This window comes from Ruminococcus sp. D54t1_190329_F1, assembly GCF_015551645.1.
Taxonomy (GTDB): Bacteria; Bacillota; Clostridia; order Lachnospirales; family Lachnospiraceae; genus Blautia_A; species Blautia_A faecis.
This window is the reverse complement of record NZ_JADNDC010000022.1, coordinates 51,331-72,895: the sequence shown is the minus strand read 5'-3', so window position 1 is coordinate 72,895 and position 21,565 is coordinate 51,331. Positions and strand designations below refer to the sequence as shown.

At 42.8% G+C, this 21,565-nt stretch carries 20 protein-coding genes and 1 riboswitch; of the genes, 2 read left to right on the top strand and 18 right to left on the bottom strand.

From position 1 onward, the window contains the following. Nucleotide 1 precedes the first annotated feature (1 nt). Genes I2D69_RS11685 through I2D69_RS11665 form a run of 5 tightly spaced genes read right to left on the bottom strand, consistent with a single transcriptional unit; the run spans nucleotide 2 to nucleotide 5,631 of the window. Nucleotides 2-1,546, bottom strand: coding sequence for an FAD-binding protein (locus I2D69_RS11685; protein WP_173719594.1), 1,545 nt, complete (start codon nucleotides 1,544-1,546; stop codon nucleotides 2-4). Next, entirely contained in the window at nucleotides 1,543-2,082 is a 540-nt protein-coding gene (locus I2D69_RS11680) for a hypothetical protein (RefSeq protein WP_009203875.1), read from the bottom strand. Before I2D69_RS11680 ends, I2D69_RS11685 begins: the two co-directional genes overlap by 4 nt. 10 nt (nucleotides 2,083-2,092) lie before the next feature. After that, nucleotides 2,093-2,611, bottom strand: a complete 519-nt coding sequence (locus tag I2D69_RS11675) for a hypothetical protein (protein ID WP_173719595.1) — start codon at nucleotides 2,609-2,611, stop codon at nucleotides 2,093-2,095. Nucleotides 2,612-2,626: 15 nt separating this feature from the next. Next, nucleotides 2,627-5,212, bottom strand: a complete 2,586-nt coding sequence (locus I2D69_RS11670) for a heavy metal translocating P-type ATPase (RefSeq protein WP_173719596.1) — start codon at nucleotides 5,210-5,212, stop codon at nucleotides 2,627-2,629. 59 nt (nucleotides 5,213-5,271) lie between these two features. Further along, nucleotides 5,272-5,631, bottom strand: a complete 360-nt coding sequence (locus I2D69_RS11665) for a metalloregulator ArsR/SmtB family transcription factor (protein ID WP_015512809.1) — start codon at nucleotides 5,629-5,631, stop codon at nucleotides 5,272-5,274. 387 nt (nucleotides 5,632-6,018) lie between these two features. On the opposite strand from I2D69_RS11665, the gene I2D69_RS11660 reads away from it, so the two are divergent. Next, the gene (locus tag I2D69_RS11660; RefSeq protein WP_072522455.1) at nucleotides 6,019-6,276 is read left to right on the top strand and encodes a DUF6061 family protein; all 258 of its coding nucleotides are present in this window, start codon (nucleotides 6,019-6,021) and stop codon (nucleotides 6,274-6,276) included. Between the two features lie 179 nt (nucleotides 6,277-6,455). Here I2D69_RS11660 and I2D69_RS11655 read toward each other — a convergent pair whose 3' ends face one another. Both I2D69_RS11655 and I2D69_RS11650 read right to left on the bottom strand, forming a co-directional pair. Next, nucleotides 6,456-7,412, bottom strand: coding sequence for an NAD(P)-dependent oxidoreductase (locus I2D69_RS11655; protein ID WP_148462638.1), 957 nt, complete (start codon nucleotides 7,410-7,412; stop codon nucleotides 6,456-6,458). 32 nt (nucleotides 7,413-7,444) lie between these two features. Next, complete coding sequence (locus I2D69_RS11650; RefSeq protein WP_117855163.1) at nucleotides 7,445-8,788, bottom strand: MATE family efflux transporter; 1,344 nt, start codon at nucleotides 8,786-8,788, stop codon at nucleotides 7,445-7,447. A gap of 214 nt (nucleotides 8,789-9,002) precedes the next feature. Here I2D69_RS11650 and I2D69_RS11645 point away from each other — a divergent pair, with 214 nt between their 5' ends. Then, on the top strand, nucleotides 9,003-9,455 hold the full coding sequence (locus I2D69_RS11645; RefSeq protein ID WP_226815844.1) for an Lrp/AsnC family transcriptional regulator: 453 nt from the start codon (nucleotides 9,003-9,005) through the stop codon (nucleotides 9,453-9,455). Between the two features lie 79 nt (nucleotides 9,456-9,534). On the opposite strand, the gene I2D69_RS11640 is transcribed toward I2D69_RS11645, so the two are convergent. The 11 genes from I2D69_RS11640 to I2D69_RS11590 form a co-directional block, all read right to left on the bottom strand. Further along, the gene (locus tag I2D69_RS11640; RefSeq protein ID WP_195379940.1) at nucleotides 9,535-10,581 is read right to left on the bottom strand and encodes a Fic family protein; all 1,047 of its coding nucleotides are present in this window, start codon (nucleotides 10,579-10,581) and stop codon (nucleotides 9,535-9,537) included. Nucleotides 10,582-10,763: 182 nt separating this feature from the next. After that, nucleotides 10,764-10,970: a hypothetical protein gene (locus tag I2D69_RS19840; protein ID WP_179962580.1), complete on the bottom strand. Its 207-nt coding sequence runs from the start codon at nucleotides 10,968-10,970 to the stop codon at nucleotides 10,764-10,766. Between the two features lie 346 nt (nucleotides 10,971-11,316). Further along, nucleotides 11,317-11,967: an HAD family hydrolase gene (locus I2D69_RS11630; RefSeq protein WP_243243807.1), complete on the bottom strand. Its 651-nt coding sequence runs from the start codon at nucleotides 11,965-11,967 to the stop codon at nucleotides 11,317-11,319. Between the two features lie 15 nt (nucleotides 11,968-11,982). Continuing rightward, nucleotides 11,983-12,456, bottom strand: coding sequence for a 6,7-dimethyl-8-ribityllumazine synthase (gene ribE, locus I2D69_RS11625; RefSeq protein ID WP_004844980.1), 474 nt, complete (start codon nucleotides 12,454-12,456; stop codon nucleotides 11,983-11,985). Between the two features lie 29 nt (nucleotides 12,457-12,485). Continuing rightward, complete coding sequence (locus I2D69_RS11620; RefSeq protein WP_055230843.1) at nucleotides 12,486-13,703, bottom strand: bifunctional 3,4-dihydroxy-2-butanone-4-phosphate synthase/GTP cyclohydrolase II; 1,218 nt, start codon at nucleotides 13,701-13,703, stop codon at nucleotides 12,486-12,488. 18 nt (nucleotides 13,704-13,721) lie between these two features. Next, on the bottom strand, nucleotides 13,722-14,375 hold the full coding sequence (ribE, locus tag I2D69_RS11615) for a riboflavin synthase (RefSeq protein ID WP_173717225.1): 654 nt from the start codon (nucleotides 14,373-14,375) through the stop codon (nucleotides 13,722-13,724). Then, nucleotides 14,357-15,484, bottom strand: coding sequence for a bifunctional diaminohydroxyphosphoribosylaminopyrimidine deaminase/5-amino-6-(5-phosphoribosylamino)uracil reductase RibD (ribD, locus tag I2D69_RS11610; RefSeq protein WP_009243651.1), 1,128 nt, complete (start codon nucleotides 15,482-15,484; stop codon nucleotides 14,357-14,359). The genes ribE (I2D69_RS11615) and ribD overlap by 19 nt, the downstream gene beginning before the upstream one ends. A 276-nt stretch (nucleotides 15,485-15,760) precedes the next feature. Further along, nucleotides 15,761-15,875, bottom strand: a riboswitch (FMN riboswitch). Between the two features lie 472 nt (nucleotides 15,876-16,347). Continuing rightward, complete coding sequence (locus I2D69_RS11605; RefSeq protein WP_173719076.1) at nucleotides 16,348-17,154, bottom strand: class I SAM-dependent methyltransferase; 807 nt, start codon at nucleotides 17,152-17,154, stop codon at nucleotides 16,348-16,350. Nucleotides 17,155-17,178: 24 nt separating this feature from the next. Beyond that, a complete protein-coding gene (locus I2D69_RS11600; RefSeq protein ID WP_173719077.1) occupies nucleotides 17,179-17,994 on the bottom strand; it encodes a class I SAM-dependent methyltransferase in 816 nt (271 codons plus the stop codon). A gap of 22 nt (nucleotides 17,995-18,016) precedes the next feature. Beyond that, on the bottom strand, nucleotides 18,017-19,750 hold the full coding sequence (locus tag I2D69_RS11595) for an ABC transporter ATP-binding protein (RefSeq protein WP_004844974.1): 1,734 nt from the start codon (nucleotides 19,748-19,750) through the stop codon (nucleotides 18,017-18,019). A gap of 1 nt (nucleotide 19,751) precedes the next feature. Further along, on the bottom strand, nucleotides 19,752-21,524 hold the full coding sequence (locus I2D69_RS11590; protein ID WP_195379939.1) for an ABC transporter ATP-binding protein: 1,773 nt from the start codon (nucleotides 21,522-21,524) through the stop codon (nucleotides 19,752-19,754). Nucleotides 21,525-21,565: the final 41 nt, after the last annotated feature.

Genomic DNA, 21,565 nt, shown 5'->3' with positions numbered 1-21,565 from the left:
ATCACCGCCTTTCTGGAACAGGTACAAAGGAAATCTGTATCTGCTTTCCATCAAATCTGGCTACCGTTGTTTTAAGGTAATCATCGTCATTGCTCTTCGGATAATCCTCCCGCCAGTGTGCACCACGGCTTTCTTTTCTTGCAAGAGCACTCTTTAGAACTGCCATGCCAAGCAATGGAAGATTTCCTGTCAGCGCTTGTACCGTTTGAATCCCATTTAACAACGTATTCTCATTTCTGACAACGCCCATAGTATCCTGCATCACTTTGTTTAATTGCTTTATTTCTGAAATTTGAGACGTTGGTGGAAAATCTATCTGTGTCGCACAAGATAGATCTACTACATCTGCCTGTTCACATGCTGATTTTGCCGCAACACGTCCTCCGTACAATGCGCCCAACAGGGAATTACCACCCAGACGGTTTGCACCATGATATTGGGCACAGCATTCCCCGGCAGCATAAAGATTCTGAATCGACGTTCTGTGCTGTTCATCCACAAGAATACCACCCATGAAGTAGTGGATTCCTGGCAAAACAGGCACCGGTTCCTTCCGGATATCCTTATGCAGATATGTCATGCAGTCATCTGCTAAGCCAGACAGCTTATTTGAAATGACCTCCTTCGATATTTCCGTCATATCAAGAAATACCTCGGATCCATGGCTGACCTTCCATATTTCTCTGGCGGTAATATCTCGTGGCATCAGATTTCCAAGCTCCGGGTATTTTTCCTCCATGAAATACCATTGTTTTCCATCTTTCATGGCAAACAACCTGCCACCTTCCCCTCTGGCCGCCTCGCTGATGAGCATGCGTTTTCCACCACATTTCACAGTTGTCGGATGGTACTGGATCATCTCGCCATTTGCCAGAGGAACACCAAGCCGGAACAATTCTGCGGTGACTTCTCCTGTATTGCTCAGCGAACCCGTTGTATTTCCAAACAATCCGTGCATACCACCGGTGGCAACAATAACCGCATTCCCCGGTAATTCCACAGTCTCCTGACTGTATTCATCCCTGATTACGCAGCCACAACAAATATTGCCACACAGACGAAGTGTTAGGAAAGAATGATGGCTGAACCGTTCTACCATACCAGATGCTTCTTTCCTGCGAACAGCGTCTATCATAGCTGTCATGATCTGCTTCCCGGTATCGCTCTGTGCAAAAGCAGTCCGTTTCTTTTTCTGCCCGCCAAAATTCCGCAGATCCACATCATCATAGCCACTCATGTTAAATTTAACTCCAAGTTTTAGCAGCCAGTGCACCAGCTCCGGTGCTGCCTGTGTCATTCCCCAAACTGCATTTGGATCTGCCAGACCACATGCTGCCTTTATTGTATCTGTAAAATGTTCTTCGGGACTGTCGTTTTCATCTTTTGTATTCAAAGCTGCGTTGATACCGCCCTCCGCCATAACAGACTGTGCCCGCTCTGACGGAAGGAAGGAAACCAGTTTTACATTGCATCCATTTTCCGCTGCCTGCAAAGCCGCTGAAAGTCCTGCCAGTCCAGCACCTATAATAATAATTGTCTTACTCATAGATATTGCCACCCAATATAATATAAAATAACCGCTCCCGCTATAAAAAGAAGAAGCACCGAAAGGATCAAATAAATATCGCTCCTTCGTTCTTTATAACTGATGATTCCCAGTGATACGAGCAATGGGCGTATATTGATAAAAATATGAACAAAGATTGCCGCTACGAACAAAAGCTGAGTTACCATCTTTACCGTTGTAAAAGGGAACAAAATATATGTCCCATTCTGCACCTTTCCAAACAAGCCAATATGGAATAACAGCAGAATCAGTATTGCCATCCCACTGGCTCGTCTCGCCCAAAATATGACGTTTTGTTTCAGATACATTTTTCCTGATTGCTTCGCTGTCTGTAAACTCTGAACTGTCAGGATGACACCAATCACCGTATGCACAACAAGAATACCAACACCAATCCATGCAAGAAGTTTCCCTGCACTACTTCCAACTCCGTTCAGCATAAAGCTGCCCATGATTCCATGAATCATAAAAATGAGAAGCATTAAAACAGACAAAATCGTATTCCATTTTCTCATAAATTCCCGCTCACCTCATTTCTTCGCTGTCCATGATCATATAGTCCATCTGTGTTAGCGTTGTAACGTCAATAAAATCATCCGATGCCAGGAATACATCATACTTTCCACTTACCACTCTTGATAGCATCATTGTGTTACTGTACTCTTTAAGATCTACGGAAAAACCGGCCTGTTTCAACCTGTCACAGAGTTTCTTAGCATAACTGACAAGCGGATAATCCGTCTCAGATACATATAACCGAAAACTAATGTCCGTTTTCATGAGATCTGTTTCATTTGTTTCCGAATCGTCCAGTGCCAATTCTTTTAATTTATTCCGGGTGTTCTCGTTGTCGAGACCATCTGACATCATATTAATACCGAGAACATAAGAGCCTTCCAACTGTGCGGAGGCTTGAGCCGCCTTTTTTGACTTCGGTGTTGCTCCTGTGACTGCATCAATCATAGAAGGCGGTGAATGTAAAATGATACCAAAACCTACAAGAAAAACAATCGTAACAACTAACAGAATCAGTTTTCGTTTCACATTCCACCTCATTTCCTATTTTTTCAAAATTCTCATTGCGTTCAAAACAGCAATTATGGTAACGCCTACATCACCAAATACAGCTTCCCACATTCCCGCAATACCAAGAGCGCCAAGAATCAGGAACACACTCTTAATCCCAAGAGCAATCACTATATTCTGCATGACAATCTGTTTTGTCGCTTTTGCTACTTCAATCGCGTCCACCAGCTTAGACGGTTCATCTGTCATCAGAACTACATCTGCTGCTTCAATGGCCGCATCCGAACCAAGCCCACCCATTGCAATACCAACATCTGCACGGGCAAGGACAGGAGCGTCATTGATACCATCACCAACAAAAGCCAATTTGCTTCCCGGTCTCTTTTTACTGTCTAAAAGCTCAACTTTTTCCACTTTTTGATCAGGAAACAGTTGTGCATAATATTCATCCAACTGCAATTCTTCCGCAACAGCCTTTCCGATTTTTTCATCATCACCAGTAAGCATGACTGTTTTTTCCACACCGATATGTTTCAAATCAGAAATTGCTTTTTTGCTGTCCGGCTTTACTTCATCTGTTATCAAAATGCATCCGGCATATTGACCATCTACTGCTACATAAACCTTTGTACCAACTTTTTCACAGGCTGTGTACTCCACATGCTCTGAATCCATAAGTTTCGTATTGCCAGCATAAACTTTCTTCTTTCCTGCCATGGCACTGATTCCATATCCAGAAATTTCCTTGTAATCAGAGATAACTGATTGGTCAATTTCTTTTCCATAAGCAGAGAGAATGGATTTTGCAATAGGATGGTTAGAAAAGCTCTCTGCCTGGACCGCATACTCCAGAACCTGTTCTTTTGAAAATCCATTTGCAGGCAGAATATCAGTCACATTGAAAACACCCTTTGTAAGTGTTCCAGTTTTATCGAACACAATAATGCTGACATTATTAAGCGCCTCTAAATAATTACTTCCTTTTACAAGAACACCTCGTTTAGATGCCGCACCAATACCTCCGAAGAAAGTCAGCGGGATTGAAATGACCAATGCACATGGGCAAGATACCACAAGGAAAACAAATCCTCTGCGAATCCACTCTGTCCAACCTCCACCAAGAAGGATCGGTGGCAGAATTGCCAGAATAGCTGCTAAGATTACAACAACAGGAGTGTAATAACGTGCAAATGTAGTAATGAAATTTTCTGTTGGTGCTTTTCTACTGGACGCATTCTCCACAAGATCAATAATCTTTGAAGCAGTAGATTCACCAAATGCTTTCGTTGTCTTAATCGTTAAAACACCCGTCTGATTCATACAACCGGAAAGTGCTTCGTCTCCTTTATGAACGCTTCTCGGAACCGATTCTCCAGTTAAAGCCCTCGTATCCAGCATAGAATCTCCATCCAATACCACACCGTCCAATGGGATTTTTTCACCAGGCTTTACAATAATAATCTCGCCAATGGCAACACTTTCAGGAGATATGGTAATCAATTCTCCGTTCCTTCTGACTGTAGCACAATCCGGACGTATATCCATTAAATCTGATATAGATTTTCTGGAACGCTCAACAGCCAATGACTGGAAAAATTCACCAACTTGATAGAACAGCATAACAGCAACTGCTTCCGGATATTCACCAATGACAAAAGCACCAATCGTAGAAACGCTCATCAGGAAATGTTCATCAAATACACGTCCCTTTGAAATATTCCTCACAGCTTGCCATACAACATCCCCGCCAAGAATAATATAGGAGACAATGAGAAAAACTAACTCGACAGGCAGTGGCACTTTCACAAAAACTGTCAATGCCATACCAATACCATAGATTGCTGCGCCAATCGCTAAACGAATCGTCAACTTCTTGTCCTCATTGTTATAGGATGTATTGGTATCCTGTTTTTTTGCAGGTATATAGTATTCCTGTGCAATTTCGGAAACTTCTACATCTGGCTCATGGCTGTGGACAATCGTTTCAATCTGACTGGCTATTGTATTTACGGCAGCTGGAGCAACATTGATTGTCAGCGTCTGCTTCATCAAATTTACAGCTGAGGATTGTACTCCATCCAATTCTCCGACTTCTTTTTCAATTTTTGCGGAGCAGTTCGGACAGTCCAAGCCCTTTAACAAATAACTCTTTGTAACGGGGATAATTGTTTCTTCCTGAACCTCCACACTCGGCTCATGGCTGTGGACAATCGTTTCAATCTGACTGGCTATTGTATTTGCGGCAGCTGGAGCAACATTGATTGTCAGCGTCTGCTTCATCAAATTTACAACTGAGGATTGTACTCCATCCAATTCTCCGACTTCTTTTTCAATTTTTGCAGAACAATTCGGACAATCCAATCCTTTTAACGAATAACTCTTTGTAACATTCATAACGGTTTCTTCCTGAACTTCCACATCGGGCTCATGACTATGAACAATCGTTTCAATCTGACTGGCTATCGTATCTGCGGCTGTCTGAGTAACATTGATTGTAAGCGTCTGCTTCATCAGATTTACCACTGAGGATTGCACTCCATCCAACTCTCCGATTTCTTTTTCAATTTTTGCGGAACAATTTGGACAGTCCAACCCTTTTAATAGAAATATGCGTTTCATGATAATCTCCTTATAATTTGTTTAATTGTTCAATTACTCAACTATAATATTAAAAAATATTATTTCTGCCAAAGATGCTCAAATCCCTTGTCAATAATCTCTTTCACATGATCATCTGCCAGCGAGTAGTAAACTATCTGTGCTTCTTTACGGAATTTTACCAGATTCGCTAGGCGTAATGCCTTTAACTGATGCGAAATTGCAGATTTTGTTACCCCCAGTAGCACTGCAAGATCACATACACACATCTCACTCTGTTCTAGAGCGTGTAAGATTTGTACTCTAGTTCCATCTCCAAATAGCTTAAACAAAGAAGCCAACTGGATATAATCATCTTTTGGCTGCATCTTGGATTTCACATCATTCACAATATCCTCATGAATTACATCGCAATTACAAATATAAGACGTTTTTGACATATATTCACCTCCAAATAATAATAGTTGAACAATTACTCAACTATTATTATACTTATTTTTAAATTAATGTCAATAAGCTGATGTTAGTTCCCCATAAATTTTACAATTAAAACCAGCTCTTTATTCTTTTCTTAATCTTTTTTTCCCAGTATACCGTTTTGGCTTTCTTGTCACACTTCCTGTAAATTCCGATTGAGCTTTCCCTTATTGTTTCCCTTGTGTTATATCGTCCCGCCAGTGTTTACGAACTCTGATAAGGGAAAATACAAGACCAAGAAAATTATGTAAAACAGTATAACACAAAATAAAAGTGACATGGTGAACTGATTGAAATGCTTCTGATTTTTGTAGCAAATAATTGATTGAACGATAAGGAGATAAAATACGATGAGAACAATATTTGCAGAATATAATCCCGGACGAAACAGCATTGATGTTTATATCAGTGCAGGCTATATGCTTCGCATTGACTGCTGGAAAGCAGAAAAGAATTTGAGAACCACACCCGGATCAGATTGTGCATTAAACACACTTGCCATTGATGAACCACTAGAATATGCGAGACTGTATCTTGATGGAAATTTACAGATGTGGGGTAGATGCAGAAGATTCCTTGACATTATAGTAATGTTCAAAAAACGCTGAGAATAATTTCTTCTCAGCGTTTCTGACGACTATTCGGACTTATTTTTTCCAGTAATTCTATTGTTTATGTTATTCCTGCTATATTGGAAGAAGATATCAAAGCACTGATTTATTGATTGTAATTATATTTTTTTCACTCTGCAAACCCGGAAGTTATATCATCACTTTGCTGCCAGATACTATAGATCTGATACAACATTGATCGGATTTCCTTCCATAAACTGCTTTATATTATCCGCCAGAATAGAAACCAACCGCTGTCTTGTCTCAAGTCCTTTCCATCCCATATGTGGCGTCAAAAGGACTTGATCCATAGTATAAAGAGGGTTTGTTTCTTCAGGTGGTTCAGTTTCCTGAACATCAAGTCCGGCTCCTGCAATCATACCATTTTCTAATGCTTCTATAAGAGCAGCCTCATCAATAAGCGCACCTCTTGAAGTATTAATAATAAACGCTGATGGCTTCATAAGCGATAGAGTTTCTTTATTGATCATATGTTTTGTACTTTCTGTCAATGGACAGTGCATGGAAACATAATCACTATTCTTAAGCAGCTCCTCAAGCGATACATAGCAGATCCCCTTCTCATCCTCTTTCGGTGTCCTGGCATATACAAGTATGTTCATATCCAAAGCCTGTGCGATCTGGATAACTTTCCTGCCAATGTGTCCTGCACCTATAACACCAAGTGTTTTTCCATTTACCTCAACATGCGGAACCTGAAGATTTCTGGTAAAATTGTCATGATTTCCGCATGCCAGCATCTTCATCTGTACCTGCATTGCAGAACTCAGATTCAATATCATCATGATCGCAGTATGTGCCACACGTTCTGTGCTGTATGCCGGGATATTGCAGACTGTAATCCCCTTCTTTCGTGCTGCTTCAAGATCAATATTATTATATCCTGTACCTGCCTCGCAGATCAGTTTAACAGATTCCGGAAATTTCTGTATCATTTCTGCACTCACAGGCATCTCCTTTGTTACAATGATATCTGCACCCTGAATACGCTCTGACAGCTGCTGTTCTGTTGTATCATCATATACTGTAACATCAGAAGATAAAACGGAAAAATCCAGCTTCCCATCAAAATTCATTTTCTTTGCATTCAATACCACACATTTATCGTTCATACTATAAATTTCTCCTTTTAAATTACTTTAGGCTATCGAGATTGCACCTCTTTATCAGTCGGCCATGATCTCCGAAGAGCCACATAGGATATTAAAAAGTTTGCAAACCAACCTGCTGGTACAGCAAGCCAGACAAACACAATGCCAAAACGCGGTGCACAAATCAAAGCAACCGACAGACGGATCGCCAGATTCACCATATTTGCAATAAGGAACGGGCGCATGATTCCAAGACCACGAAGGACCCCATCGGTTGCCATTTTGATTCCCATAAAGATGAAGAAGTAACCGAGCCATCTCATATAACCCTCGGATACCTGATAAGCCAGGGCAGTTCCATCTTTACCAAGGAATAGTGAGGAAATCTGAGTATGCAATGTTTCAATGACTATAAAAGCAAGAACTGCAAAACATACATCTAACACCAGTGCAGCGTGATATCCTTTTTTGATCCGTTCAATTTTCTTTGCACCAAGATTCTGGGAAACATATGGGGAAACCGCATTGCCAATGGATACAAAAATCAATGAAAAAACATTCTCTACCCGCATCGTCGCCGCATAACCCGCAAGTGCCTGTGTACCGAAAGGATTTACAACAGCCTGTACGATCATCATACCGATGGACACTGTAGACTGCTGAAGAACCGAAGGTACAGCAATTTGAAGCATGGAATATAACTCCTGCCTGTCAAACCAGTCAAAGCGACTTTTATATCGACGCATCCGGCTAAGGAAAAGAAAAAGTGAAAACACCGCAGAAATCCCCTGTGCTATAAGAGTCGCAAGGGCTGCACCAAACACACCGAGACCAAGTCCTGCCACCATCCAAAGATCCATAAAAATATTTAAGATTGACGAGAATACCAGGAGCCCCAGTGGGATTTTTGATTCACCAATGGAAGTGAACATGTTGGAAAGAATGTTATACATAAACAGAAACGGAAAGCCCACAAAATAGACCCGCAGATATAACACTGCATCATTCAGTATATCGCCAGGGGTTTGTAATACTCTCATCATCGAGTGGGAAAAGCAAAAGCCAAAAACACCAAGGACTATGCTTAAAATTAAAAAGCTAAACAAGGACGTTGACACGATGGTCTTCATTTTTCCATACTCCCTGGCACCGAAATAGCGGCTCACGAGCACACCGGCACCGACACCTGCCCCCAGTGCCACACAAATGAAAACATTGGTCAGCGCTGCGCAGGCCCCGACAGCTGCAAGTGCAGAGGAGCCAACAAATTGGCCGACGATGATAGAGTCAGCCATATTGTATATTTGCTGAAAAAAACTGCCCAAAATCATTGGCATTGCAAAAACCGTCAACGCTTTAAGAGGCGTATCTGTGAGCAAATATTCATCTTTTGACATTATCATATTCCTCCAAAGCCTTTATAATTTCGCTTATTCTTTCCTTCACCAGAATCTATTCCATACATTCAAAACGCAAGTTTTAAATTACGTTATGAAACAATTATATGTAGCTACAGCTGCTAAGTCAAGCCCGCGTTTACTTTCAGCTAAATAAATGATATGATATTTAATATCCGGAGGATATTATTTTACAGGAGGGACACTTATGTAACTGAACGGTTTAGATGAACTGGATCAGAAAATCATCCAGTTGCTTATAGAAAATGCACGTATTTCTTACTCTGATATCGGTAAAGAAACCGGTATTTCCAGAGTGGCAGTAAAAGCCCGGATTCAGGCTCTGGAGAAACAAGGCATAATTGAAGAATATACAACTATAATAAACCCTCAAAAGATCAGCGGTGCTGTTTCATGCTATTTTGAAATCGAGATAAAACCAGACCATCTGTCGCAGGTGACAGATATATTACATAATAATGATACTGTCACGCAGATTTACCGTGTCACAGGAAGAGACAAGCTGCATGTACATGCCGTTGCTTCATCAAGTGATGAAATGGAACACTTCCTGCACACAGTCATTGATACACTTCCCGGCGTTATCAGCTGCAGCTGCAATACGATCTTATCACGTATTAAAGATATTAAAGGATTACGGCTATAGAAGCCGACATAAAAGGAAATGATTTTTGCTAAGAAAATGCCGGTTTTGACTGGCAAATTTATAAGCTACTTTCATATTTTTAAACACGGACATAACCAGTAGATGGACCTGCACCAACTTTTGCGATATACCCACTCTTAACCAGATTCGTCAAAGTCCTTTCCACGGTAATTTTGCTTATATCAGGACAAAGCTCCATGATTTCTTTCTTTGTAATTTTGCCAACCTTGTTATCAATAACCGCTTTAATTCTATCAGGCTTAGAAAGACTCCGATGCTTCAAATACTCTACACGGCTTTCGAATTCATTGTATGCTTTCAACATGATACCCAGATAATATTTAACAAAAGGCTCATAGCTGTTTTCGCCCTCATGCCAGCCAGTAGAACTTGCTTGAAGGGCTTCATAATATGTTTCTTTTGTCTTTTCAATCAGCATTTCCATACTGACATATTTTCCAACGATGTATCCCGCCTTGTAAAAAAGCAGTAAAGTGAGCAAACGGCTCATCCTAACATTTCCGTCATTGAAAGGATGAATGCACAGAAAGTCCAGAATGAACATGGGAATCAAAACCAGTTTATCAATGCGGTCAGCTTCCCATGCTTCAAGGAAGCGAGCGCAAAGTTCTTCCATCGCTTCAGCAGTCTGAAATGCGGGAACTGGAATAAAACGTGCCTTCTGATGACCCTCGGCATCTGTTTCTGCAATTACATTATCGGAATTCTTATAACTTCCACCAGCAGATCCCTGTGAATAGGAGTACAGATCTCGATGTAACTGCAAAATAATGTTCGGTCTTGGGTTGATATATTCATAACCTTCGTAAATTGTGGAAAGTACTTCACGATAACCAGCAATTTCCTGCTCAGATCGGTTGCGGGGTTCTGCTTTTTGACTTACCAATTCTTCCAAACGCTTATCGCTTGTAAATATACCTTCGATTCGGTTGGATGCTCCCGTACTCTGAACCAATGCAACTTCTAAGAGTGTTTTCAATTCATCTACATTGGCTTCGAGAAATAATTCCTGTTTGCCTTTATGTTCATGAATGCTGCTAACCATCTGAACAATTTCAGGTGTTAACAATTTTTCAGGACTTACAATAAAATCAAAGTCTCTCATAGGAATCTCCTTCACTTCAGATTTATTTCCATCATTCTATCAACAAATGATGGAGATTTCAATAGATTTGATGGAGATAGAATATCCATATACACAATAAATATCCTCATTTCATCCATATATTATATCGTTTTATGGATTGTTTTTTCATTAAAATTACACTATTTTTTCACTATTTTTCATTACTTCATCGTTTTCGCCAACGAATTGAGCAACGCCCGCCTCTCTGGATTCAGATTCTTTTTCTCATAAAATGCTTCTTTAAAAAGCTCTGCATTTTTCCTTTGGTCATCATCCGGAATTTGAGAGTACGCATCCGTAATCATATTGACCTGTGCATGGCCGGAATCACCCTGTACTGCTTTGATATCAGATAATGGTACACACAAGCACGGAAAACACTTTATGCAAAATCTTCCACAGTAAAATCTATAAATGATCCGCAAAGGCAAAGGAAACCGACAGTTTACCATGTTTGGAATTATGGCAGTTCTTTTAGGAAGTGGAGATGCATTCCATCTGGTTCCCCGTGCAGTAGCGCTTTGTACAACTGGACTTGAGAACTTTACTGTACAGATGGGGTTAGAAAAGTGGATTACCTCTATCACTATGACTATCCTAAAATCATCCCCGCCTCAGAATTTGCAACAAATTGTTGCAAATTTTCTATATCCTTTTATTTTACAGAAGTACTTATTTTTAACTTTTTTCCTTCAGATTTTTATATTGCAAAAATCATATCACCATCTGCAGTATATCCTCTATATGTTCTGCATAATAATCAGCCCCATTCAGTTCCCCTTTCTCACCATATCCATACAGGCATCCTATAAAAGGGCTTTTGCAGGACCTGGCACATTCCAGATCCTGTCTCCTGTCTCCGACTACCAGATAAGGGCCACTATATTCCCGGATGATTTCCTGCACAATTTCTGTCTTTGGACGGAATCCGTATGATTCACAGTCATAAAAACGGTCAAACCATCGTTCCATCCCAAATTCCTTCCAGTGTGCCTCACGATATGAAGCTTTACAGTTACTTAAGATCACAAGGTGATATCCCCGGTTCTTCAAAGCTGTTAGCATCTCCTCTGCTCCCGGATACCACACTGCCTTATGTTTCCTGATCTGTCTTACCATCAGATCTCCTACCATCCTGCTTGCCTGCTCTTTATAGCTCTGATCCAGCTCCGGCAAAAATGTATTCCACATCTCCTTACTGTTAAGTCCCAGCCAGCCGGCAATTTCCACCGAGCCTATCTCCCGTTCTTCGGTAACCTTCTGTTCTGTCAGCCACTGATAGGTTTCACGAAATGCCGGTTCATAGATTCCAAGGGTATGATGGATCGTTCCATCATAATCGAATATGATCGTTTTTGTCATCATTTATTTTCCTGTCTTTTAGAGCTGCTTCATCAGATTGACCATCTCAATCGCAGATAATGCACAATCATAGCCTTTATTTCCCGCTTTGCTTCCTGCACGCGCAATAGCCTGCTCGATATTTTCAGTCGTGATCACTCCGAATAAAACCGGGATTCCTGTTGCAAGTTCAACCTGTGCGATTCCCTTGGCAGATTCATTACACACCAGATCATAATGTGAAGTATCTCCACGGATGACAGCTCCAACGCAGATAATTGCATCATATTTTCCTGACTGTGCCATCTTCTGTGCTGTAATCGGAATCTCAAATGCTCCCGGTACCCATGCTGCAGTAATGTTCTCTTCTTCTACTCCATGTCTTACCAGTCCGTCGACTGCCCCTCCCAATAATTTATTCACAATAATTTCATTGAATCTCGCTGCCACGATACCAACCTTCATTCCCTCCGGTGCTACTACTTTTCCTTCTACTAAATTGATCTGTCTCATTTTTTCTTCCTCCTGATATTTGCTGTTTTTTATAAATTTATTTCTTTAAAAATATGACCCATCTTTTCCTGCTTCGTCTTCATATACTTCCGGTCATACTTTTGTGCCGGAATCTCCAGAGGTACTCTCTCATTGATCTTCAGTCCGAATTCGCCAAGTCCATAGACTTTATCCGGATTATTTGTCAGTAATCTTAATGATTTCACACCAAGGTCTGACAGTATCTGTGCCCCGACCCAGTACTCTCTGAGATCCGGTGCAAACCCTAACTTCACATTAGCCTCCACAGTATCGTATCCCTGCTCCTGAAGCGCATATGCTTTGATCTTATTGATCAGTCCGATTCCTCGGCCTTCTTGTCTCATATACAGAATAATTCCTCGGCCTTCTGCTTCTACCTGGCGCATCGCTGTCTGCAGCTGCAGGCCACAGTCACATCTGAGCGATCCGAATGCATCCCCTGTCAGACACTCCGAATGTACCCGGCAAAGCACATCCTCACCATCTCCCAGATCACCTTTTACCAGTGCCAGATGATGCTCTCCTGTAATATCATTGATATAACCATACATTTTAAAATCACCGTACTGCGTTGGGAGGTTTGCAACGGCTTCCTCCTTTACATGCTTTTCATGTATTCTTATATAATCCTGCAGATCACGGATCGTAATAAATGTAAGGTTATGCTCTTTTGCCATTTCCCATAGCTGTGATGTACGCATCATAGTTCCATCTTCTTTCATAACTTCACAGCACACGCCGCATTCTTTCAGTCCGGCAAGTCTCATAAGATCTGTTGTTGCCTCTGTATGGCCATTTCGTACCAAAACCCCGCCTTTTCTGGAAATAAGCGGAAACACATGTCCCGGTCTTCTGAAATCCTCCGGTTTTGACTGATCATCCACACACTTCATGATAGTATAGGAGCGCTCTTCCGCAGAGATACCTGTGGTTGTATCTGCGTGATCTACTGCCACGGTAAATGCTGTACTGTGATTGTCCGTGTTCTCCGCAACCATCGGCGGAAAGTTCAATCTCGCCGCAATTTCTGCACTCATCGGTGTACAGATAAGACCCTTTGCATAGGTCGCCATGAAATTAATATTTTCCCTGGTCGCAAACTCTGCCGCACATATCAGATCTCCCTCATTTTCTCTGTCCGGATCATCTGTGACCAGAACTATTTTTCCTTCCTTAAGATCCCTAAGTGCTTCTTCAATTGTGTTGTACTGATAATTTTGTGACATAGTGTATATCCTCCTGTTCTAAAACCCGAATTCTTCAAGAAACTCCATCGTAATTCCGGATTCTTTTTTCTCTTCTTCGTTTTTTCTGATGCCAAGCAGTTTTTCTACGTATTTTCCGATCACATCATTTTCCAGATTAACCAGATCCCCCGGCACCTTTTCCAAAAGAGTGGTTTCTTCTCCTGTATGTGGAATGACCGACACCTGAAAACCAGCTTCATCAACCCTTGCAATTGTCAGGCTGATCCCATCAATACAGACGGATCCTTTTTCCACGATCAGATGCAAAATCTGTGGCGATGTCTCAATTGATACCCAGATGGCATTTTCTTCCCGGAGCATGGAACGTATCACGCCAGTCCCATCAATATGGCCGCTTACTATGTGTCCCCCGAACCTACCGTCTGCAGCCATTGCACGTTCCAGGTTTACCTGGCTTCCGGCCTTGCAGCTGCCAAGACTGCTTCTTCTGATCGTCTCTGCCATCACATCGGCAGTAAATCCGTCCGGCTGAATCGACGTAACTGTCAGACACACACCATTCACAGCGATACTGTCACCGATCCTTGTCCCTTCCAGGACTTTCCGGGCTTTCACTGCCAGGATCCCTGATTCCCCTGTCAGCTGTATATAACGGACTTTTCCTTTCTCTTCTACGATTCCTGTAAACATGATTCCTCCTGTTTTTTATCACACACCTGACATTTTATCCGGATATCCTCACCGATCTGACAGATATCTGTATATTTCAGTTCCACTGCTTCAGACGGCAGTTCAACTCCAATACCCTCTACCGGTGTCTTCCCAGCCACACCGCCAAACAGCTTTGGTGCCACAAAAGCCTGTACTTCCTTTACAATTCCAGCTCGCAGTGCACTGTCATTTAACGTACCTCCTCCCTCCAGGAGGATGCTGTCAATGCCTCTGTTTCCAAGATCTGCCATCAGCTTCTTAAGGTCTATCTGATTCTTTTCGTCGGGACAGTAAATGGTTTCAACTCCCATGGTATGTAATATTTTTATTTTCTCTTTTGCATTTTTCTGTTCTGCATAAGCCACGATCGTCCGGTACTTTTCCGCACTTTTTACAATCTGACTGCCCGGCGGGATCCTGAGCTTACTGTCACACACAATCCTGACAGGACTTTTCCAGCCTTCTACCCGGACGTTTAACATCGGATCATCTGCAAGCACAGTTCCAATACCAGCCATGATTCCCATGTACTGATGCCGCATATGCTGTACTTCTTTTCGTGCAGATTCTCCGGTGATCCATTTTGATGCTCCTGTTTTCGTTGCGATCTTCCCATCCAGTGTCATGGCATACTTCATTACCACATAAGGGGTCTTCGTAGTAATATAATGGAAAAACACCGGGTTCAGCTGATCACATTCTTCTCTCATAAAATCTTCAACTACTGTTACACCGGCTTCCCTTAACATCTGTACACCTTTTCCTGCCACTTTCGGATTCGGATCTCTGGAACCGATCACCACTTTTCTGATCTTCTGTTCAATGATCGCTTCCGTACATGGAGGTGTTTTACCATGATGACAGCAAGGCTCCAACGTGACATAAATCACCGCACCTTCTGCTGATTCTGTAAGAGAAGCAATTGCATTACGTTCCGCGTGAAGTTCTCCATACTTTTTATGATAGCCTTCCCCGATGATCTTTCCGTCTTTTACGATCACTGCCCCTACCATAGGATTGGGATTCGTCCAGCCTTCTCCTTTTTTGGCCAGTTGAATAGCCCGAAGCATATATTCCTGATCCGTCATTTCTATTCCTTCTTTCTTATTCCTGTTCTTTGCCTGGGCTACGCCGAGGCTTTTAAACATGTGCAATCGGATTCACAGACAAGTGAATGGTATAGTTATTTCGAAAACGATGTACCAGATACAAAAAAAGCCTGCAGAAATATCTGCAGGGTGGAATTGATCTGTTACATATGATTGATAAATGAATGTCTGATTTTCCTATATAAAAAGCTCTGAAATGGATCACCATCTCAGAGCTCTGATACTACATTCATTCATACAAAAAATCAACTGTACTATCATCTTCTTCCATCCAGACTGTACTGTCGGCCCCGGAATCTCACCGGATCATGCCTCTCGGCTCGCGGGCTTTACCGCCGGTAGGGAATCTCACCCTGCCCTGAAGATATCTTTTTGTTTATTTTAATACTTTATCTGTTGTTTGTAAAGCAGAATTTTTATTTTACTTAGTTTACTGATGGAGATAGAATATCCATATACACAATAAATATCCTCATTTTATCCATATATTATATCGTTTTATGAATTGTTTTTTCATTAAAATTACACTATTTTTTCACTATTTTTCATTACTTCATCGTTTTCGCCAGTGAATTGAGCAATGCCCACATCTCTGGATTAGCCAATACTTTTGCCAGAAGTTCCGGATCGACTTCATCAGCAACAGAACCGTCACAAGCAACCAAACGATAACGGTTTCTGTATAGAGTTGGTTGAAGCTTCTGGTTAAAGATTTGCAAAAGTTCCCATAGTGCATTATCTTTTAATTTTGCACGCTGGTGATAGAAAGCGGCTTTTGATGGTGTTTCATCAGTGCGTCCGAAAAAATGATAAAGTTCTCTCTCTCTGATATTGTATATCCACTATAGTTTTAGATGTATCATCTTTACCATCTTGAATTGATCAGAAACTGTCATACTGACCTTTGTGGATAGCTTTAAGCCATTTTTAGGGATGTAACGATAGTATGGTTCCTCCGCAATCACCTTCACATTACCCCCGATCTTTGCTGCCAGTTCTTCCGCTGAATTCACATAAAAGAACATTTGTGCATCGGCATGGCCGACCTGTTTCATATATTTTTTCTTCATCATGGTCATTCCTCTTTTGTTCACCGTATCAAAAACAACTTCCATATTTCCAAATTGCCCAATCATACGCAGAAGGGCAATGACCTTATGTTCCTCAAAATAATGAAATAACCCGCCTGCAGTAACGAGAATAGGAGCATCAAATACATCATTGCGAACTTTTTTGATCCAATCCTTTGCAAAGGCATCCCCGGAAATATATAATTCCCTCTCTGGTTCGGGAAGAAGTCCCCGCCGGTATTCGATTACATGAGGCAGATCCACGGCATACCAGTGTGTCTTTCCGTTATCACATCGGTGATAGGTTGTCTCCAGACCACAGCCCAACTGGACAATCACACCGTCCGGTCTGCGTTCCAGAAAAGTCCGAATAATCCGATCCATATTAGCAGACCGGGAAGCAGAGGCCAAAAGGGTATACTGGCTCTGCATATTCTGTTTAATCAAGTCTGAAGGCAGCTTCTTTTTCAATTCCAATGCTTTTTTATCATATAAAATTTGCGGGTAATGCTCACTAGCATAAATTCTTCCCAGCATAGGGACGAACAGTGTATCCTCCACGACTCCTAACTTGGACATAGCCAAACCTCCTGTTTTGATACATTACTTTCTACCGACAAGCAACCGGGAAGAACCTAGCATCATCATGGCAGCCCGACGGTGGGCGCCAAAAGCTTCCTGTGCGGTATCAACAAGTCGTACTTCCTCATACCCCATATCCCGCAGTTTCTGCGCAAAACCTTCCATGTCACCGTACATCTTTTGTTTCATATCATCGTTAAGTGCAAAGACGCCGCCTTTTTTCAATACCCGCAGGCTTTCCAGCAGCAGTTTCTGCATATCTGCACCCATGACATTGTGATAGACATAGTTGCTGATGACCACATCAAAGCTCTCATCAGGAAAATCCAGCTGCTTCGCATCACCGTGCTGAAATACACAGCGGGAAGCCACGCCCTCACTTGCAGCATTTTTCTCGCAGAGTGCCTTGCTGTAATTGTACACAGCGCCCCAATAATCAATACCGATTACTTTTGCTTTCGGCCATGTCAGAGCCGCACGGATTGTCAGCGCTCCGGAGCCGCAACCTACTTCCAGAATCTTGCCCTCACCGTCATAGTCTAGGTGCGAGAGGACAACCCGGTGAACCTGTTCCATGATTCTGCCACCGCCAAAGGCATACTGCCGCCTGATCCATGTGATCCAGATCAGCAAAACCACAAGTGCGATTGTGATGATGGCAAACAGCACACCGAGAACAGCGACATGAAATACATAAAAAGAGAGGACAGCCAGCACAGCGGCCAAAACTCCGATTCCGCCAATGATGTAAAAGACAGGATTGGACATCCAGCTTCCATAGTCTTCCCCGTGGGTGCCAAGGCGGATATTCTCCTGCTTCCATTGGTTCCTTTTCATTGCACTACCTCCTTTTCCTTCTTCACGCAAGTTTCCAGTTCTGGCTTTCTGTCTGCAGTTTTACCATATGGGCATATACACCATTCTTTTCTTCCAGATCCTTTGGTGATCCTTCTTCTGCAACTGTACCATCAGAAAGGACAACGATCTTATCTGCTCCGGCTACGGTACGCATCCTGTGGGCGATAACCAGAACGGTTTTATCTGCGATCAGACGGGAAAGGGCTGTCTGTATCAGAGTTTCATTCTCCACATCCAGGGAAGCAGTAGCTTCATCCAAAAGAATGATCGGCGCATTTTTCAGAAATGCACGGGCAATAGAGATGCGCTGGCGCTCTCCGCCGGAAAGTTCACAGCCATTTTCCCCGATATTGGTATGCCATCCATCTGGTAATTTTTCTGCAAATTCATCTACATTGGCAAGTTTCGCAGCCGCAATGACCTGTTCATCTGTGGCGTCTTTGTTTCCGATTCGGATATTTTCCAGAATCGTATTGTCAAACAGCGTAACATCCTGGAATACGATGGAATACAGAGAAAGCAGTGTTTCCGGGTCTATTCGGGATACATCCATGCCTCCCACGGTAATCTTTCCTCTGTTAATATCCCAGAACCTTGCTGCCAGCCGGGATACGGTTGTTTTTCCGCCGCCGGACGGGCCCACCAGAGCCGTAACCTCTCCCTGCTTTGCCGTAAAGGAGACATCTTTCAATACAGTTTCTCCGGTATTATAGGCAAACCCGACATGGTCAAAGACAATATCATACCCCTGATTGGAAAGCCTATCACTGCCCTGCTGGATGGGATGATCGAGAATTTCATTCATACGGGCAATATTGGTTCGTGTACTGATGACTGCCGCAAGATTCTGGAGTGCGCCCTGCAGAGGGTCATATAAACGGGATACTACCAGAAGGAACATAAAGAATGTAAGCACGGAGAGGCTTCCTTGCATGAGCAAAACAGCTCCCACCAGCGCAACCGTTGCAATACCAAGCTTCAGCACCAGCGATGCGGAAACCACAAAAACAGCAAGGCCGAATTCATTGAGGATGGAACGATGCTCCACGGCACGGATCTTCTTTTCCAGACCTTTTAAATATGCCTGCTCCGCATTGTTCGCTTTCAGGTCACGAACCGTTTCAATGCACTCCTGTATCCCGTCTGCGCAGGCCATCTTTACATCCATGGCTTTCTGATTCAGATTTTCCTGAATCTTTGCGGAAAATCCCACAATCGCAAAGGCAACCGGCAGAACCCATAAGGCAGCCAGTGCCATTCTCCAGTCCGTAAAGAGCAGACCAATGGAAATCAGAACTGTAGAAATGATCGAACCCGCAAGCTCAGGGATAAAATGCGAAAAACTCTGCTCCAGGAAGGTGCAATCCGCCATAATGGTACTGGTAAGATCGGCTAAATCCTTTTTCCCGAAAAAGGAAAGGGGGATTTTGCGCAGATGTTCTGCCAGGGTAATGCGGCGGATACCGCTTTCTTTGTAAGTGGCAAAATAGGTCGCATTGTATTGAAAGAAAGTGGTCAGCAGAATCAAGCCAATACACACCACGCAGCCTGCCACATAAAATGGAATTTTCCCGCCGGGAACACCCCCGTTCATCAGATCGCTGACCAGGTAATATAAAAGTCCCACCGGAAACATAAAAGACAGATTCTGAAGGACACAGGCCAGGCAGCCTTTGATCAGGTCTTTTGCTCCCTGTTCAGACAGGGCATATTTTTTCTGCAGTTTTTTGATCATATTACTGCACCTCCTTTGTTACCTTCCATTGCACGGAAGTCTGGTAATTTTTCCACATACGGCTGAATATACCGTCTTTTGCAAGCAATTCGCGACTGTTTCCGCACTCGGCAACCCGTCCGTCGCAAATGACAAAAATCTGATCCACATTTGTTACGGTAGAAAGCCTGTGGGCAATCATAATCACTGTCTTACCCTCGGAAAGTCTTGAGAAAGCAGCCTGTACGCGGCTTTCGTTATCCGGGTCAGCAAAGGCAGTGGCTTCATCCAGAATGATAATCGGAGCATTTTTCAGCATCACACGGGCAATGGCAATTCGTTGCTGCTCGCCGCCGGAAAGATAGACACCCTTTGTACCGATGACCGTATCCACACCCTGTGGGAGTTTTTCCAGAATATCATCGCATTGCGCGTGATGAAGGGCAGTCAGAACTTCCTCACGGGTAGCTTCCGGTTTTCCCATACGCACATTTTCCAGAATAGATGCCTTGATCAGACGGCTGTTCTGAAATACGAAAGACACCGTGTTCATGAGTTCCTCTTTCGGGATGTCTTTCACATTAACACCACCGATTTTTACCATTCCGCTCTGGGGATCAAAGAATCGGGAAATCAGGTTGGCAAGGGTTGTTTTTCCACCGCCGGATGGACCTACAAAAGCTACCGTCTGTCCTGCAGGAATGGTCAGTGAAATATCTTTTAATACTTCTTTTTCTCCATCATAGCTGAAATGAACCGATTTCAGTTCCACGGAAGCGTTTTGGGGATGCTTTGAATGTTTCGTTTCCTCCAGAGGCTTCAAATGCAAAACGCTGTCAATTCTCTGTAAAGCGTCGTCTACGATCATGGCGTTTTCACTTTGGAACATAATGCGTGTCAGTGTGACAGAAATAACCGGTGTAATGATGATATAGAAAATAAGATCCAGTAAGAAACCGGAAGTCACACCGTCTTGCGTAAGCAACAGTCCTCCGGCAATCAGTGTGGCAAAAACGCCGTTGATCGCAGCTGTATAGAACATCATCGGTGTCCGAAGCTGCCTGGTATAAGCAATCACCCATACTTTATACCGGTCAATGGAGTCTTTAAACTTCTTAAAGGAAAAGATCGTCTGGCCAAAGGTTTTTACCACCGGAATCCCACGGACATACTCTACCGCTTCATTGGACATATCATCCAGCGCATTCTGGTATTCTTTCATCTTTTCCTGCATCTGCTTTCCGGTCATTGCCATCATGATCAGAAACCCCAGCACAACCGGAACAAGACTCAATAGTCCCAGTCTCCAGTCAAACACGAACAACAGCACCAAAAGACCGCAGGGGGTTGCAATGGCATTGGCTCTGTCGGGAAGCTGATGGGCGAGATAGGTTTCGGTGGCTGCGCTGGATTCGTTGACAATCTTGCGCAGTTTTCCGCTGCCAAAACTCTCGGCAAACCCAAGAGGAAGCTTAACAATATGCTCCATGGTCTGGATACGCAGGTTTGTGGCGATACGAAATGCTCCCAAATGGGAACACATCAGCCCGGCTATGTAGACAAGCACCGCTATAACCGCAAACAATACTGCCATCCAGCCATTACTGGTCAGGTCCTGTGCCTGGGCAAAATTCGGTGCCACCTCCAATACTTCCTTGATCATTTTCCAGATGTAATAGAATGGTACCAGAGCAATCAGGGCACTGATGGCAGAAAGCACCCAGGAAGCATAGGTCAGGTACTTATGGCTGCCTGCAATTCCCAGCAGGCGTGATAAATTAGATTTTTTTTTCAAAAAAATTCCTCCTTTTCTTTGTGTCTATGATAAAGAGAACA